Genomic DNA, 17444 nt, shown 5'->3' with positions numbered 1-17444 from the left:
AGGATGCTACGATGTTTGAAAAGATTTTAATTGCCAACCGTGGTGAAATTGCCTGCCGTGTGATTCGTACAGCAAAAAAACTCGGTATTGCCACCGTTGCCGTATACTCCGATGCCGATGCACAGGCACAGCATGTCAAACTGGCGGATGAAGCGATCTATATTGGTGAATCTCCAGCAGCACAAAGCTATTTACAGATCGAACGTATTATTCAGGCGGCCAAAAAAACCGGTGCGCAAGCAATTCACCCAGGTTATGGCTTTTTGTCGGAAAATGACCAGTTTGCCCTGGCCTGTCAGGACAATAATATTGTCTTTATTGGCCCGCCTGTCGATGCCATTTTGGCGATGGGTCTCAAAGCCACCTCTAAAGCGTTGATGGAAAAAGCTGGTGTGCCTTTAACCCCGGGCTATCACGGTAGCAATCAGGATGCCGACTTCCTGAAACAGCAGGCTGACAGCATCGGCTATCCGGTGCTAATCAAAGCCAGTGCTGGCGGTGGCGGTAAAGGCATGCGTCTGGTCGAGCGCAGTGAAGATTTTCTGAGTTCGCTGGCTTCATGTAAAAGCGAAGCGCGTTCCAGTTTTGGCAATGAAGATGTGCTAATTGAACGCTATGTGATTCAGCCACGTCATATTGAAGTACAGGTTTTTGGCGATACCCACGGCAATTATGTGCATTTATTTGAACGTGATTGCTCGGTACAACGTCGTCATCAAAAAGTCCTTGAAGAAGCGCCTGCACCAAAAATGCCAGAAGACAAACTTGAAGCGATGCGCCAGGCCGCGATTGATGCCGCACGTGCGGTCGATTATGTCGGTGCCGGTACAGTAGAGTTTATCGTCGAGCAAGATGGTACTGCCTATTTCATGGAAATGAATACCCGTTTGCAGGTTGAGCACCCGGTCACTGAAATGATTACCGGACAGGATCTGGTGGAATGGCAACTGCGCGTGGCCTTTGGTGAACCTTTACCGAAGCAGCAGCATGAATTGCAGATTCATGGACATGCACTCGAAGCCCGTGTTTATGCCGAAGAACCGGAAAAAGGCTTTATTCCTGCGATTGGTCAGATCAGCTACCTGCATTATCCGGAGCAAAATGACCATGTCCGCGTTGATAGTGGCATTGTCGAAGGCGATGAAATCAGCACCTATTATGATCCGATGATTGCCAAACTGATTGTCTGGGGTAAAAATCGTGAAGCAGCCTTGACCCAAATGCATCATGCACTGGGTCAGTTCCATGTCGATGGTCTGGGTAACAATATCGCTTTTCTAGATCGCTTGGTGCTGTGTGACTCTTTTAAAAATGCACATTTAGATACTGGCCTGATTCAGCGTGAAGAAGAATCTCTGCTCAAACCTTCTGCGGATATCAGTGTCGAACTGGTAGTTAGTGCCGCACTGATTGAACTTCTGTCACGTCAGGCACAGAATCCCGTTCCAAGCAATCCGGTATGGCAGCAAAAAGCATTCTGGCGCCTAAACCAGCAAAATAGCCATACAGTGCAATTACAACGCAATGGCATCAGCCTGAAAATTCAGTTCAGTACCCAGGATCAAGGTTTTGTTGCCAGCTATAACGGTCAGCAGATTGAGATTCAAGGAAAACTCGTCGAGGCCCATACTTTAGCGTTACAACTGGCGGGCAAACAGCAAAAGCTGGCTTTTAGCCAGACTGAGCAAGGCATTACCCTGTTCCAGAATGGTCAAAGTTATAAGTTCAATTACCTGAAGTCTGATTTTAATAATCAGGATGAGCAAGGCACGGAAAATAATCTGATCGCACCAATGCCAGGTGTCATTACCCAGGTGCTGGTCGCAGCCAATGACAAAGTCAAGAAAGATGATGTGCTGATGACGCTGGAAGCCATGAAAATCGAATATTCGATTCGTGCACCGCATGACGGCATCATCGCCAGTTCCTATTTCCAGAAAGGTGATCAGGTCAAGGCCGGTGATGAGCTGGTCGAGTTCCAGCCGCTGGCGGAGGAAGTGGCATGACGGATTTCGTTAAAATTGTCGAAGTCGGGCCACGCGATGGCCTGCAAAATGAAAAAACACCACTGACAATGGATGACCGGAAAAACCTGATTCTGGACCTGATGAAAACCGGTTTACAGGCGATTGAAGTCGGCTCCTGCGTTTCCGCGAAATGGGTCCCGCAAATGGCCGACAGCGATGTGCTGTTTGCCGGATTGCCCAAAGACCCAAAGATTCAGTTCAGTTTGCTGACGCCGAACCTGAAAGGTTTTGAATCTGCCTTGGCCGTGGGTTGCAAGGAAGTGGCGGTGTTTACCGCTGCGTCTGAAAGCTTTACCCGCAAAAACATCAACTGCTCGATTGATGAAAGCCTGGAAAAGTTTGCCGATGTCATGGCCGCTGCCCAAGCCCATGATATCAAGGTACGTGGTTATGTCTCCTGCATGGTGGACTGCCCCTATGAAGGTGCGATTGATCCGAAGCAGGTGGTCAAAGTCACCCAGCGTTTGCTGGAGATGGGCTGCTACGAAGTGTCATTGGGTGAAACCATTGGTACAGCAACACCGGATCGGGTGAAAAATGTCTGGGAGGCCTGCTTGGCTGAAATCGATACCAAGGTTCTGGCGGGACATTTTCATAATACCTATGGCATGGCCATCGCCAATATTTATCAGTCTTTACTGCAAGGCATTCGCGTATTTGATTCATCCATTGCTGGCCTAGGTGGCTGCCCTTATGCCAAAGGCGCTTCAGGCAATGTTTCAACTGAAGACCTGTATTACCTGCTCTCCAAGATGGGCTTTGAAACCGGTATTCAGCTGGATGCCTTGATGCAGGCCAGCCGTAATATCAGTGACGTCTTGCAGCGCAACAATCCATCCAATTATGCCAATGCCTATTGGCAAAAAGCCTGTGCTTGAAAATAAACTTGCTTGAGCAAAATGACCTTAAGCAAGCCATAAGGATATAAGCAGCAGATTGAAGTCTGCTACAACAATAATAGAGGTGACAAGATGTCAAACAAGGTTTATGACAGCGCTCAATCCGCCTTAAAGGATGTGGTGCAAGATGGTCATACTCTGGCCGTTGGTGGTTTTGGTTTATGCGGTATCCCGGAAGCTTTGATCGCAGCTTTAAAAGAAACAGGTACTAAGCAACTAACCTGTATTTCCAACAATGCCGGCGTAGACGGCTTCGGTCTCGGACTCTTGCTGGAAACAAAACAGATTAAAAAAATGATTTCATCTTATGTCGGTGAAAACAAGGAATTTGAACGTCAATATTTAAATGGCGAACTGGAAGTTGAACTGACCCCACAGGGTACACTGGCAGAAAAATTACGTGCTGGCGGTGCCGGTATTCCGGCTTTCTATACGGCGACGGGTGTCGGAACCGTGATCGCTGAAGGTAAGGATGTCCGTGAATTTAATGGCAAGTCTTACATTCTGGAAGAATCTTTAACTGCCGATGTCGCCTTGGTTAAAGCCTATAAGGCCGATAAAGCCGGCAATCTGATTTTCCGCAAAACTGCGCAGAACTTTAATCCGGTCTGTGCCATGGCGGGTAAAGTTACCATTGCTGAAGTTGAAGAAATTGTCGAGATCGGTGCGCTGGATCCGGATGACATCCATCTTCCGGGCATTTATGTGAACCGGATAGTCCTGAATACTCAACCGGAAAAACGTATTGAACAGATGACCTTAAAGGCGGAGGCTTGATCATGGCTTGGACACGTAATGAAATGGCGCAGCGCGCGGCACAAGAGCTTGAAGATGGTTTCTATGTCAATTTAGGAATTGGCTTGCCGACGCTAGTCGCAAATTATATTCCGGAAAATATCAATGTCTGGCTGCAGTCTGAAAATGGCCTGCTGGGGATTGGCGAGTTTCCAACCGAGGAGACAGTCGATGCCGACCTGATCAATGCCGGTAAACAGACGGTTACCGCGCGTAAAGGTGCTTCATTTTTCTCAAGTGCCGACTCCTTTGCCATGATCCGTGGCGGTCATGTCAATATTGCTATTCTGGGTGCTATGGAAGTGTCTGAAACTGGTGATCTGGCCAACTGGATGATTCCGGGCAAAAAGGTCAAAGGCATGGGCGGTGCCATGGATCTGGTCGCGGGTGTACAAAAAGTCGTGGTCTTGATGGAACACTGTGCCAAAGATGGTACACCGAAGATTGTACAGCAGTGTAGCCTGCCGCTGACTGGTCAAGCGGTGGTGAACCGGATTATTACCGATCTCGGTGTACTGGATGTTAGTCCTGATGGAATTCGATTGGTTGAACTGGCACCAGAAGTAAGTTTTGAAGAGATTCAAAAAGTCACTGGGGTAGCGCTACTACGTAACGCTGCCTGATCCAGCCAGCCCTTAAGATGCTTCATTCTTAAGGGCTTTTTTATATATAGCCGTTTCATTTCAAAATAATAATCGTAGAATAAATGGATTTTAATCATGCAAACTCAACAAAATACTTTGCAGCGCTTCGCCATGCGCGTCAGCGACTGGTCTGAAAAATAGTTTCCGGATTCTTATATTTTTGCGCTACTCGGCGTCATCATTGTGGCGATTGCCGCCATCGGAATTGGTGCACCGGCACAGGATGTCGCGATTTCCTTTGGAGACGGCTTCTGGAGCCTGATCCCCTTTACCTTGCAGATGTGCATGCTGATCGTGGTCGGTTATGTGGTTTCCGTATCCAAGCCTGTCCAGCTGCTGATTCAAAAAATGGCACGCCTGCCGCATTCCGGTCGTGGTGCGATTGTCCTGGTCGCCACGGTCAGCCTGTCAATTTCCCTGATTAACTGGGCCATGAGTACTGTACTGTACTGACTGCACTTCTAGTGATTGCACTGGCACAGCGTAAAGAACTCAATATGGATTATCGCGCTGCTGCGGCTGCCGCGATTATCGGGATGGGTGCGACTTGGGCACTGGGGATCAGTTCTTCAGCTGCACAGTTACAGGCCAATAAAAGCAGTCTGCCTGAACCAATTTATAATCTGACGGGCGTGATTCCGTTTACTGAGACTATTTTCTTGCCGCAGTCTATGATCATGACGGCGGTACTGATTGTGGCTTCAATTGCTTACTGGTCAGCACCTAAAGGTTCAGCCATTAAAACCATTGAGCACTTCCCGATTCAGATTGAAGAAGAAAAACCGGAAATATCTGCTGAAAAAAGACCGGGTGACTGGCTGGAAAATTCACCCATTTTAAGCATTCTAATTGTGATTCTAGGTACAGTCTGGATGTTTAACGAATTTTCCAAAAGTAATCCGATTCTGGCCATTTCCAGCTTAAATACCTATAACTTTATCTTCCTGATTTTGGGCGTGGCCTTGCACGGTACACCACGAAATTTTCTGAATGCAGTTTCAAAGGCTGTTCCGGCTATTTCAGGGGTACTGATCCAGTTTCCGCTGTATGGCAGTATTGCCTTTATGATGACCAATGCGCTAAACCCGGCCAATCTGTCGCTGTCACATTATATTGCCGAGTTCTTTGTTTCCATTGCCTCGCAGGAAACCTTTGCCATCGTGATGGGCTTATACTCGGCGATTCTGGGTTTCTTTACTCCATCCGGTGGAGGTAAATGGATTATTGAAGCCCCTTATGTAATGCAGGCTGCGCATGATCTGAAAGTTCATCTGGGCTGGTCAGTGCAGATTTATAATGCTGCCGAAGCCTTACCTAATCTGATCAATCCTTTCTTTATGTTGCCGATGCTGGGCATCCTGAAGTTAAAGGCCAAAGATGTGATCGGTTTTACCGTGACCCAACTGGTTTTTCATATCCCACTGGTGCTGTTTTTACTCTGGTTCCTCGGCCGAACTTTGACCTATAGTCCACCGGTCTTTTCTTAATTTAAGCCATATAAAAAGGACGAATCATTCGTCCTTTTTCATCTGGAAAATTATTTCAGCTGGCTTTCTTTTCTACAACACCCTCGCTATCCACTTCACGCACAATACCTGTTTCAGTATTAACCACTTCAAAAGCTACGCGGCGGTTCTGAAACTGTCCCGCAGATGTTGCATTTGGTTCAACAGGCTGGTCCTCTCCCACGCCTACAGCCTGCAATTGCGCAGGATCAACCCCCTTTTCAATCAGATAGCCCACAATTGCTTGCGCGCGTTGCACAGACAGCACTTTATTCTCGGCCTCACTGCCCTGTGCATCGGTATGTCCTTTGACTTTAAGAATGACATGCGGTGCGCGCTGCAATAATGCGGCAGCCTGATCCAGTACCGATTTATTCACTTCCGGTACGGCAGTCGATGCGCTATCAAAATTAATAATCTGCAAATTCAGTGCAGTCGCAACATCTAAGGCCTGAACATGATCAGTTTTGATACTCGCCAATGCTTGTTCTGCATCGCTATTGGCAGCCTGAATCGCCTCACTCCTATTGACCGGCTGTTGAGCCACAACAGTGACATTTTTGGCCAGATTACGAATTTGTGTTGCCAGACGTTCTGCTTCTGCATTACTCGCTGCACGTATAGCAACCTGATTACCAATCCAGTCCAGTGAGACATTTGGCATGCCTTGAATCAGTTTCAAAACGGAAGGAATGCTATCCTGATCAATAAATTCCGAATGATAAACCTCACTGCTGAGCGCCCCACAACCAATATTATAATTAAAGATCTGTTTAATCTCGGTTTGCAAAATTTGCATATATTGGGGATTATTCAGCTGTAACTGACAACTGATAATTTCACCATTAGTGCCGGTACTCAACTGTAAAGAAGCCGGTTGGGCTGCGGCAATTTCACGGGTCGTTTGGGTGTTTGCCGAATCCTCAGCATCATCCTGCATACAGCTACGAACAAAAAACAGGATTAAAGCTGCCAGAATCAGAAAAATAATAAACGGCCATAAAAAACCGCTTTTTTTCTGTTGCTGTACCACAACAGTATATTCTGGTTCTAGTTCAGGCGCCTGATTCAAATGCTGCCCTGCCAATGGAGAAACACCTAATGCCGCTAAAATTGATCCGGCCCAAACAGGTAATGCACGCTGGATCGATTCGGCGTGGGTTTCCAGCAAATGACTAATCGCTTCTGGACTTGAAGCACCGGCTTCGGTCTGTAAAAAATTGAGGGTCGGTACAATGGCCCGATTCAGGGTTTGCTCTATTTGATCTTGTGGTGCGCTCTGATCAAGTTGATCCAGAAACTGCTGCTTGAGTGCCGAATTTCCATTAAACAGTTCATGGATTTTTGGATTGAGTTGCTGGCTTAAACTTTCAATCCATGCAGGACGTGCACGCAATATACTTAAGAATATGGGATAGAACTGACTCAGTGCCTGATCTTTGGCAAATAGATGTTCGGTTTCGCCTTGTAGCACAATCGCTGTAACATCGCTTTTTAAGCGTTCCATCAGATCTACATTCATATTGTCACCATTCTTTTGATTTTTCTAATGTTTAATATTCAATCAGTGTAACGATGCCAGTTTTTTGAAAATGTAAATAATTGTATGAATATCATAAAGTTTCACTGTTTTTGTTGAGTACTCATTTTACTGACACAGAATTCAAAAACAAAAAAAGCCAGCCGAAGCTGACTTTTATAAAAGCTGGATCTATTAAGCGAGGAACGTTTTTAAAACTTTAGCTCGCACTTTTTGATTGATCAGCGGTGTATTTTTACCTTGCGACACGATGCTTTCTTTGTTCAGCGTCCATTCTAGCTCTGGATCTACCAGCACCCAACCCGCCTCTTTTGTCCAGCGATCTGCCATTTGTGCAACACGTGCCGGAGCCAAAGTCACTTTTTCTACCCATTCCAGTGGTGTAAACAAACCTTCATTGACCAGTTGAATCCCAAAAGGTACATAAGTATCAAAAGCGCTAAAGCCAGGCTGGGTTTCAGCAAATGGCGCCATTTTCGCAGAGCTGCTCAGCGGTTCATGATGGGTACAAATCGCATCAATCACCCCAGATTTTACTCCTTGGCGTAGCAATTCTTTGTCTTGTTCAGCACGCAGTGGCGGACGTACATGTGCCAGCGAATTAAAACCATCAATTAAGGCATCAGTCAGATGTAATTGGTGCATGGCCACATCACAGGTGACAGGCAAGCCTTTTTCTTTGGCAATCCGGATTAGCTCTACTGACGCACCACAAGATAATAAACCGAAATGCGCGCGAACTTTAGTCACTTCAATCATTAACAGGTATTTGGCAATTGCCACGGTTTCCGCCAGTGCTGGAATCATCGGCAAGCCCTGACGTGAGGCAATAAAGCCTTCATGCACACAGCCATCTTTGGCAATTTGCGGCTCTTCTGCATAGAACACCACAGTCAGATCTAAACCTGCAGCATATTCCAGGGTACGTAATACCACGTCATCATTGGCAAAAGGCGCACTGGCATTGGACACCGCAGTACATCCGCCTTTTTTCAAGCCGGCCATATTGGCAGGTTGCTGGCCTTGCAAGCCTTGGGTTTGAGCACCAATCACTTCAAGATAGATACCACCGTCCAGTATGGCTTTTTCAACCAGACCATGAATCAGTGCGCCATTGTCCTGCACGATCGGCTTTGAATCTGGTGGCGTAAACACGTGCAAAATCCCATTTTCACGTGCTGCTTTACCTTCAGATTTTAAGGTGCCATGTTGCTGCTGACCCGGTTCACGTAAACGTGCACACAGATCGACCATGGTGGGCATCAACCATTTGCCCTGACCATCAATGGTTTCAGAGACAGCAGCCGTTTCCGCAACGAACTTACCATTTTCCAGATACACGGTCTGAACAGAATCAGTGTTTTGGATTGGATCGAGCACACGAACATTTTCAATTTTTACAATAGTCATGACTTATTCCTTAACCCGCAATCGCTGCAATCAAACCCTGTTCCTGAAGCTGGCCCTGCATTGACAAAGCCAATACCGCCATACGTACCGCAATACCATTGGTCACCTGATTCAGAATCACCGACTGCGGTCCATCGGCAATACTGGAGTCAATCTCCACCCCACGGTTCATTGGACCCGGATGCATCACGATACAATCCGGTTTGGCCATCGCTAAACGTTCTTTGTTCAGGCCATACATCTTGTAGAATTCAGCTTGCGATGCCAGTGCCGGAGAATCAATCCGCTCATTTTGAATACGCAGGGTAATGATCACGTCGCAATCTTTGATGCCATCTTCCATGTTATTAAATAGACGAACACCATCACCATATTCTTCAAAACCGTATGGCAGCAAGGTATTTGGTGCAATCACCCGAATATCTTCGCAGCCTAAGGTTTGCAAGGCAGCTACATCTGAACGCGCGACACGTGAATGTTTGATATCACCAATAATGGCAATCGACATCTCTTCAAATTTTTTATGGGTTTCCCGGCGAATGGTGAGCATGTCCAGCATCGCCTGGGTTGGATGGGCATGACGGCCATCACCGGCATTAATAATCGCCACCGTCGGACAGACATCTTTGGCAATAAAATGCGCCGCACCTGAAGATGAATGACGCACCACGAAAATATCGGCGGCCATCGCTTCAAGGTTCCATAAGGTGTCACGCAGGGTTTCACCTTTAGAGGTACTCGAACGGGCAATATCGATATTCAGAACGTTGGCAGAAAGGCGCTTGGCAGCGGCTTCAAAAGTAGTGCGGGTACGGGTAGAGTTCTCAAAAAACAGGTTCATCACCGTTTTGCCTTCCAGCAAATTATTGGTAATGAGCTGATTTTGGTCATTAAAAAAGGACTGCGCAGTGTCCAATATTTTTGTCAGGGTTTCTTTGGAAAGACCTTCGATGGTCAAGAAGTGTTTTAGATTACCTTCTTTATTGAGTTGAATCTGGCTCGGTGTATGCAATGCCGCCAAGTGCATGAGAGATTCCTTATGCGTTAAGTCAACATATTATACAGAGATTGGCCAGTCTGAGTAGTTGGCAATGTGACTACTTGTACAAAAACCACCTCGATAATAAAAATAGAAATTGAAATTCCTATGTATTTTTTCAATAAGATAATTTAACCATTTTTCCATCCTGCTGACTTTTAGTACAAAATTATGGGGCTTCAGTCTGGCACATTCACACCCATCTCAGGTTTAACGCAGTGCACCGATATAATGATGTGCAACCTGTGCACGGTAGATATCGTCCTGATCGGGTTCAACCGAGACCAATACCTCCTGCTGTGGCAGATGTGCAGATTTTTCAAACTGTTGCTGCCGAACCACAGGCAGATCCCAAACCTGTTTTAAACGCTCGATTAAACGCTGCAACTCTGGATCTTGGGTCTGTTCTACCAGTTCAATCACATGCCGTGCATAGTCCAGATTTTCTGCCAGATAAAGCGCATCCACGACCCGGCCTGACACACGTCTCAAACGTGTATAAATTAAAGTGGCCACTGAAAAAGCGTCATGGTTGCGTAACTGATTCTCTAACATTTTAACCCCCATTATAAAATTGAAAAATCAGGCAGCCATCGCTCTCCTCCGACTGACTGCCTGATTTGCTGTGTATAGAGCAAAATGCGTACCAGTTCATCAATTTATCATGTGAATATTATTTTTCACTCGTACACGGCAAGGCCTTTCAGAGAATTTAAAAAGCTTTCAATATAAAAATACGGTAAACTTGGCGCAGTTTTTTATTTATCTTTTTTGGTCTCTCTATTATATGAATACCTCTCCACGTTTAAGCAATTATTGGGTCACCTGTGCCGATGGTCTGGAAACCTTATTAGAAGAAGAACTACAAGGCTTAGGTGTTCAGAATATTGAGCGTTTTCCCGGTCGTTTAATCTTTAAAGGCAGTCTGGAAAATGCTTATCGGATTTGCATGTGGTCACGTCTGGCTTCACGTGTGCTCATGCCGATCCATACCCATGAAATTGAATTTTCTCACGATGCCCGTGATGTGGCAGAAGAGCTATATGAAGGTGCAATCAGCTTTGACTGGTCGCTCATTTTTGCACCACAAAGTACCTTTGCGATTCGCTTGCATGTCGAGCGTGACATCAAGGTCAATACCCAGTTCGCAACTTTGCGTGCCAAAGATGGTGTCGTAGATTCCTTCATGGAAGCTGTGGGTAAACGCCCAAGTATCGATACCAAACAGCCAGAAATTACCATGTATATTCTGGCTGGGAAGAAAGAGCATACCTATTGTCTGGACTTGTCCGGCGATTCATTACATAAACGTGGTTATCGCCACTTTATGACCGATGCACCAATCAAGGAAAATCTGGCTGCTGCAATTTTGCAAAAAGGTCAGCTTAAACAGATTAATCCGGACATCATTGTCGATCCAATGTGTGGTTCAGGTACCTTTATCATTGAATCACTGATGATCCTGACCGACCGTGCGCCGGGTCTGGTGCGTCGTTTCGGTTTTAATGGCTGGAATGGCCATGACCATGAACTCTGGATGGGCATTAAAGCTGAAGCAGCTGAACGCCACCAAGCGGCAATGGAAAATCCATTACCGCAATTCTATGCCTTCGATGCAGACTGGGAAGCTGTAAAAGCGACACGTCAAAATATCATCGCGGCAGGTTTTGAAGCTGCTCTCGACAATATCATGATCGAAGAGCGTACTTTAAATGACTGGCCGGATTTTCAGGCTGAAGGCAAGAAAGTCTTCTTCGTAACCAACCCGCCTTATGGTGAGCGTCTCGGTGATAAAGCGCAGAACCGTTCTTTATACCTTGGTTTATCGGCTTTACTGCAAAAGAATTTCCCGAATCAAAAAGCGGCGGTGATTGCCTCCCAAGTTGAACAGGCTGACGTGCTGGCCTTTAATGATCCGCAAATCCTGCGTTTGATGAATGGTAAATTGCCGATCTATATCCGCTTTGGTACGGTTAAACCTGCGGCTGTGGTGCGTCCGTTTCTGGAAGGTTGGCAGCCGCAACAATTCGAACCAATCGAAGGTGCGATGGAGTTTGCCAACCGTCTGACCAAAAATATGCAAGCCCTGAAAAAATGGGCAGTCAAAGAAGGCGTACACTGTTTACGTCTGTATGATGCCGATTTACCAGACTTTAATGTCGCGGTGGATCTGTATGGTGAGCGCCTGCATGTGCAAGAATATGCTCCACCTAAAACGATTGACCCTGAAAAAGCCAAGAAACGCTTTAACCTGGCACTGCAAGCCATTCGCGCTGTGACCGGTCTGGGCCGTGATGCGATCTTTATCAAGACCCGCGCACGTCAGGAAGGTAAAAACCAGTACACCAAACAAAGTACCGCATCGAAGCGTTTTATCGTACAGGAAGGTAAGGCCAAGATTCTGGTTAACCTGACCGATTATCTGGATACCGGTCTGTTCCTGGATCATCGTCAAATGCGTTTGCGTATTGCCCGTGAGGCCAAAGGCAAACACTTCCTGAACCTCTACAGCTATACCTCTACGGCGAGCCTACATGCTGCCTTGGGTGGTGCTGCAAGTACCACCAGTGTCGATCTTTCCAATACCTATTTGAACTGGTCGAAGGAAAACTTCGTGCTGAACGGTTTAACCGTAGATCACGCCGATGAACAACATCAGTTCTTTGCATCTGACTGTTTTGAATGGCTCAAAGAAGGTCATGAGCAATATGAGCTGATCTTTATTGATCCACCCACTTTCTCAAACTCGAAAAAATTCTACGGGACGTTTGACGTACAGCGCGACCATCTATCCTTGCTTAAACGCGCCATGAACCGTTTAACCAGCGATGGTACCCTGTACTTCTCGAACAACTATCGTGGTTTCGAGATGGATGAAGAAATTCTGGCGTTCTATGATGTCGAAGAAATTACTCAAGAAACCATTGGGCCTGATTTCAAGCGTAACCAGAAGATTCACCGTGCCTGGAAAATCGGCCATCCTAAAGTGTAATCACTGGTATTAGATTGTGATAAAACAAAAGCCTGTTCAGTTGAACAGGCTTTTTCTTCTTAGATTCGCTGTTAAAAAGCGACTTACAACTTATTGTGCAGTTAAGAACTTCTTTTCACCATACAGATAATGCATGGATAGTTTAAACACATCACCATTTCGCTGAATTTGCTGATTAGCTTGCATCGCACTCAGCATTTGCTCCAGCTCTTGATCGGACATATTTTTACCTGCGGCACGCATATAATGATGAGTGAAGGTTTTTACTACCTGTTTATTGAAACTGATATTGGTTTGCACTTCTAACAGATTTGGGAACATTTTTGCCAAGCTTTCCAAGGTGGTTTGATGGCCTGGCATTACTTTTCCGACTAAATCTGCCTGAATACTGCCTGTGCCTAACTTTAACTGATTCTGCTTCGATTCAAACTTGAAGCCATCATTAATCACCGCCAGCATGGCTTGTATCGCATCTTTTTCAAAATTTCCTGCTTCCAGACAAGAGTTATTTTGCTTTTGCAGAATATCAAATAATATCTGCATTTTTTGACGCTGTAAGTCTTTGAGCTCCCAATTGAGTTCTAAGTCTTGCATCGCAGGGACATTATTTAAGCCCATTTCGGCAATTTTAAATTTTGATTGAACATCTACTGTACGCTCATGCAGTTGGGTATCCATACGCCAGCTCAGGTCTTTCAGTTGTCCTGAGCCTTCTGCCTTAGCATCCTGGCGCTGCATTTTAACAATATTGAACTCGAAATAACCCGGTTCTAAATACTGCGCATTCAGAGCCTGATTGGTTTTAAAATGCACACCCTTGAGTTGTGTATTTCCAGACTGATCACGAATAGACAATTCTGGCACATCAAAACTCATATTTAAAATTTTATGTTGTCCCTGACTCTGTTTTGCCTGAAACTTGATCTGTATAGGGTCAATTCTGGTATATAAACCTGCTTCTTTTTTTTCGATGACAGGGGTTTGTAATTGTGTGGTCGATACACCCAACCAGTTGACTTGCGTCGTCACTTTTAAAGGTTGCTGAAAAAATTCAGCATATGCGCCCTGTCCTTGTGCTAAATCGAGTTGAGAATGAATGGTATAGCCTTTCCAGGTACGCTGAATTTGGTCTTGACCATTAAATACTAATTTTTCTTTGGCATTACACGCGTCTGGCACAATGCTCATGCTCCACTTGGCCGTGCCTTGTAGAGCCCCCATAGCGTAGTCAGTATATTGCACACTAATGTTCGGCGCTGGTTTTAAATTTTGTTGATAATGCGCTTTCAAGCTCTTATCTGCATATAAATTACCCGTGCTCACAGCCCCCGCCAACACCACGACACCAATTCCACCCCATACTATTTTCGACATAGTTTTTGCTCAGAATTTATCTATTTTTATTGAACATAAATTATAGTTAATCTTAAAAAATAAAGATAATTGTTTTGCAAATAAATCACTTAAACATAATATTCATCACAAAATATTAAAAATAGCTGTCACTTTTAAGCAATTTTTTTACTGATATGACCTGAATTGTCAGCCATCAAAAAACCTAGCCGAAGCTAGGTTTTCTGAAAATTAAAAGGACAGGCAATATTAGCTAACTTTCATTTTCTCGAAGATTAAATCACCCGCTTCGGCCTGGACCAGAATCGTATCACCCGGCTGGAATTCCCCTGCAAGGATTTTTTGAGCCAGGCCATTTTCAATACGTTGCTGGATCGCACGTTTTAACGGACGCGCACCATACAGCGGATCGAAACCGGCATCAATTAACTGATCGAAAGCACTATCATCTACCGACAGACGCATATCACGCTCTGCCAGGCGCTGACGCAAGCGATTCAACTGGATATCGGCAATACCGCGAATCTGGTCTTTTTCCAGCGCATGGAAGACCACCAGTTCATCAATACGGTTAATAAACTCCGGACGGAAATGTTCCGAGACCGCATTCATTACTACTGTACGAACTTCATCACGTGTTGCATTAGCGCCCAGTTCACGTACATCCTGCGAACCCAGGTTCGACGTCATGACGATCACGCTGTTTTTAAAGTCCACTACCCGGCCTTGCGAGTCAGTCAAACGTCCATCATCCAGCACCTGTAGCAAGATGTTAAACACATCCGGATGCGCTTTTTCGACTTCATCGAACAAGATCACGCTATAGGGTTTACGACGTACCGCTTCCGTCAGCACCCCGCCTTCTTCATAACCCACATAGCCCGGAGGCGCACCGACCAAACGGCTCACCGAATGTTTTTCCATGAATTCAGACATATCAATACGAATCATGGCATCGTCACTATCAAACAAGAAGTTGGCTAATGCTTTGGTCAATTCTGTTTTACCCACACCCGTTGGACCCAGGAACAGGAACGAGCCACTTGGACGGTTCGGGTCTGACAGACCTGCACGTGAACGGCGTACCGCATTCGACACCGCAACCACAGCTTCTTCTTGCCCCACCACACGGTTATGCAGGAACTCTTCCATATGCAGCAGTTTGTCACGCTCACCTTGCAACATTTTCGCCACAGGAATACCGGTGGCCGCACTGACCACCTCGGCAATTTCATTGTCCGTGACTTTGTCACGCAGCAGTTTCGGTGCCTCACTTTCTTCAGCTGCTTCAATACGTTCCAGCTGTTTTTGTAACTCTGGAATGACGCCATATTGATACCGTGCTGCTTCAGCCAGATCACCTTCACGTTGCGCCTTGTCCAGTGCAATACGGGCCTGATCCAGTTTGATCTGTACATCCTTATTGCCTTCGACCAGCGCCTTGTCGGCACGCCAGATTTCTTCTAGGTCCTGATATTCTTTTTCAACCGTGGCGATCTGGTCAGACAGATGTTGAATCTCAGCTTTGGCACCCGAGTCTTCATCTTTTTTCACCGCTTCCAGCTGCATTTTTAACTGAATCAGACGGCGTTCCAGTTTATCCAGAGCTTCTGGTTTGGAGTCGAGTTCCATTTTAATGCGTGATGCTGCTTCATCAATCAGGTCGATGGCTTTATCCGGCAACTGGCGATCGGTGATATAACGATGTGACATTTTCGCTGCAGCAATAATCGCAGAGTCCAGAATCTGTACCCCGTGATGCGTTGCATAGCGGTCTTTCAGACCACGCAGAATCGCAATGGTGTCTTCCACACTCGGTTCATCCACCAAGACTTTCTGGAAACGACGCTCGAGCGCTGCATCTTTTTCAATATACTGACGATATTCATCCAGCGTAGTCGCACCGACACAGCGCAGCTCGCCACGTGCCAGCGCCGGTTTCAGCATGTTACCGGCGTCCATCGCACCATCACCCTTACCGGCACCCACCAAGGTATGCAGCTCATCGATGAATAAGATGATTTCGCCTTCGTGTTTGGCAATATCTTTCAGAACGGCTTTTAAGCGTTCTTCAAACTCACCACGGTATTTGGCACCGGCCAGTAAAGATCCCAGGTCCAGCGATAAAACACGTTTACCTTTCAGTCCTTCAGGTACTTCACCATTAATAATCCGCTGTGCCAGACCTTCGACGATTGCCGTTTTACCCACACCCGGCTCACCAATCAGTACCGGGTTATTTTTGGTGCGGCGTGACAGAACCTGAATGGTACGGCGGATTTCATCATCACGGCCAATCACAGGATCAAGCTTGCCTGCCAAAGCACGTTCAGTTAAATCAATGGTGTACTTATTCAGTGAATCACGCTGATCTTCATGATTATTGCTCATGACTTTTTCATCGCCTCGAAATTGATTAATGATCTGGCCTAAGGTTTCTGCCTTTAGGCCAACACTGTTTAATAAGGTTTTTGTGTTACCTGTTTCTGCCAGCGCCAACAGTACCCAATCTGTAGATAGAAACTCATCTCCGGCTTTTTGCGCGAAGCTGTCTGCCAAATGTAATACTTTTGCCGCTTCAGGGCTGAGATTGATATCCGCGGAGGGATTGCTCAGGGTTGCTGCATTACTTAGGGCCGTTTGCAGCTTGGTTTGCAATTCACGCAGATTGGCGCCGGCCTGCTGCAGCAAGCTGACATTGGATGCTTCATCCATCAAGGTGGCCAGAATATGAATCCCATCAATCGAGCTATGGTCTTTAGTCATGGCCAATGATTGTGCATCGGAAAGGGTTTGCTGCAGGCGATTGGTAAATTTCTCAAAACGCATTTTTGTTATTCCTCACAACAAATTTTCTACTTGATGGATATATGGGTGCGATTAATCAGATTTCAAATTATTTTTGTATATTTTTCAAAAACTTATTATCAAAAAATATACAGATTTCAATTATAATATTGGTGTAGTCAAATCATATTTCAAGTAAGCGAAAGAGAATTTTTAATGAGACCCCAAGACTAGCGCTAACTCATCATCTTGATTAAGCTATTTAGTTGTATCGGGATAATTTAAAACAAAATTGGCTTACATATGCTGTCCTAACCCTTCTACCAAATGAAGAACTTCAGAGAGTTTCTGTTCAGTTTGAATCAATACTCGAGGTGATTAATGGCCTTATCACTGATAAAGAAAAATTAGTTCAGCAACTTCCGTATGGCTTTCGCTCATACTTTTGTTTGG

Annotated in this window: 11 protein-coding genes and 1 pseudogene; 6 read left to right on the top strand and 6 right to left on the bottom strand. The window is 45.7% G+C overall.

The features are described from left to right. The first annotated feature begins 11 nt into the window (after nucleotides 1–11). The 5 genes and pseudogenes from FTU95_RS01580 (at nucleotide 12) to FTU95_RS01560 (ending at nucleotide 5852) form a co-directional block, all read left to right on the top strand. The gene (locus FTU95_RS01580) at nucleotides 12–2006 is read left to right on the top strand and encodes an acetyl/propionyl/methylcrotonyl-CoA carboxylase subunit alpha (protein ID WP_180077325.1); all 1995 of its coding nucleotides are present in this window, start codon (nucleotides 12–14) and stop codon (nucleotides 2004–2006) included. Then, on the top strand, nucleotides 2003–2905 hold the full coding sequence (locus FTU95_RS01575) for a hydroxymethylglutaryl-CoA lyase (protein ID WP_180077323.1): 903 nt from the start codon (nucleotides 2003–2005) through the stop codon (nucleotides 2903–2905). The genes FTU95_RS01580 and FTU95_RS01575 overlap by 4 nt, the downstream gene beginning before the upstream one ends. 93 nt (nucleotides 2906–2998) lie before the next feature. Beyond that, nucleotides 2999–3703, top strand: coding sequence for a CoA transferase subunit A (locus tag FTU95_RS01570; protein WP_180077321.1), 705 nt, complete (start codon nucleotides 2999–3001; stop codon nucleotides 3701–3703). 2 nt (nucleotides 3704–3705) lie between these two features. Then, nucleotides 3706–4344 carry a CoA transferase subunit B gene (locus FTU95_RS01565; RefSeq protein ID WP_180077319.1) on the top strand — a complete coding sequence of 213 codons (639 nt, stop codon included), beginning with the start codon at nucleotides 3706–3708 and terminating at the stop codon, nucleotides 4342–4344. Between the two features lie 96 nt (nucleotides 4345–4440). Then, nucleotides 4441–5852, top strand: a pseudogene (locus FTU95_RS01560) (short-chain fatty acid transporter). 55 nt (nucleotides 5853–5907) lie between these two features. On the opposite strand, the gene FTU95_RS01555 reads toward FTU95_RS01560, so the two are convergent. From FTU95_RS01555 to FTU95_RS01540, 4 genes are all read right to left on the bottom strand, one after another. Further along, nucleotides 5908–7392: an OmpA family protein gene (locus FTU95_RS01555; protein WP_180077317.1), complete on the bottom strand. Its 1485-nt coding sequence runs from the start codon at nucleotides 7390–7392 to the stop codon at nucleotides 5908–5910. Between the two features lie 192 nt (nucleotides 7393–7584). Then, nucleotides 7585–8820, bottom strand: coding sequence for a dihydroorotase (locus tag FTU95_RS01550; protein ID WP_180077315.1), 1236 nt, complete (start codon nucleotides 8818–8820; stop codon nucleotides 7585–7587). Between the two features lie 10 nt (nucleotides 8821–8830). Further along, nucleotides 8831–9847, bottom strand: a complete 1017-nt coding sequence (locus FTU95_RS01545; protein WP_100355094.1) for an aspartate carbamoyltransferase catalytic subunit — start codon at nucleotides 9845–9847, stop codon at nucleotides 8831–8833. Nucleotides 9848–10069: 222 nt separating this feature from the next. Continuing rightward, nucleotides 10070–10414 carry a hypothetical protein gene (locus FTU95_RS01540; RefSeq protein WP_159137940.1) on the bottom strand — a complete coding sequence of 115 codons (345 nt, stop codon included), beginning with the start codon at nucleotides 10412–10414 and terminating at the stop codon, nucleotides 10070–10072. 232 nt (nucleotides 10415–10646) lie between these two features. Between FTU95_RS01540 and rlmKL the strand changes: the two genes are divergently transcribed. Further along, nucleotides 10647–12851 (top strand): bifunctional 23S rRNA (guanine(2069)-N(7))-methyltransferase RlmK/23S rRNA (guanine(2445)-N(2))-methyltransferase RlmL, encoded by a 2205-nt coding sequence (gene rlmKL / locus FTU95_RS01535; protein WP_005096529.1) that lies wholly within the window; start codon nucleotides 10647–10649, stop codon nucleotides 12849–12851. A 90-nt stretch (nucleotides 12852–12941) separates the two neighbouring features. Here rlmKL and FTU95_RS01530 read toward each other — a convergent pair whose 3' ends face one another. Both FTU95_RS01530 and clpB read right to left on the bottom strand, forming a co-directional pair. Further along, nucleotides 12942–14225, bottom strand: coding sequence for a DUF945 family protein (locus FTU95_RS01530; protein ID WP_180077313.1), 1284 nt, complete (start codon nucleotides 14223–14225; stop codon nucleotides 12942–12944). Nucleotides 14226–14453: 228 nt separating this feature from the next. After that, on the bottom strand, nucleotides 14454–17033 hold the full coding sequence (gene clpB / locus FTU95_RS01525) for an ATP-dependent chaperone ClpB (RefSeq protein ID WP_180077311.1): 2580 nt from the start codon (nucleotides 17031–17033) through the stop codon (nucleotides 14454–14456). Nucleotides 17034–17444 lie beyond the last annotated feature (411 nt).

Origin of the sequence: Acinetobacter sp. YH12208 (assembly GCF_013418055.1) — a bacterium.
Lineage (GTDB): Bacteria > Pseudomonadota > Gammaproteobacteria > Pseudomonadales > Moraxellaceae > Acinetobacter > Acinetobacter pseudolwoffii.
The sequence above is the reverse complement of the archived record's forward strand: the minus strand, read 5'-3'. Positions and strand labels throughout refer to the sequence as shown.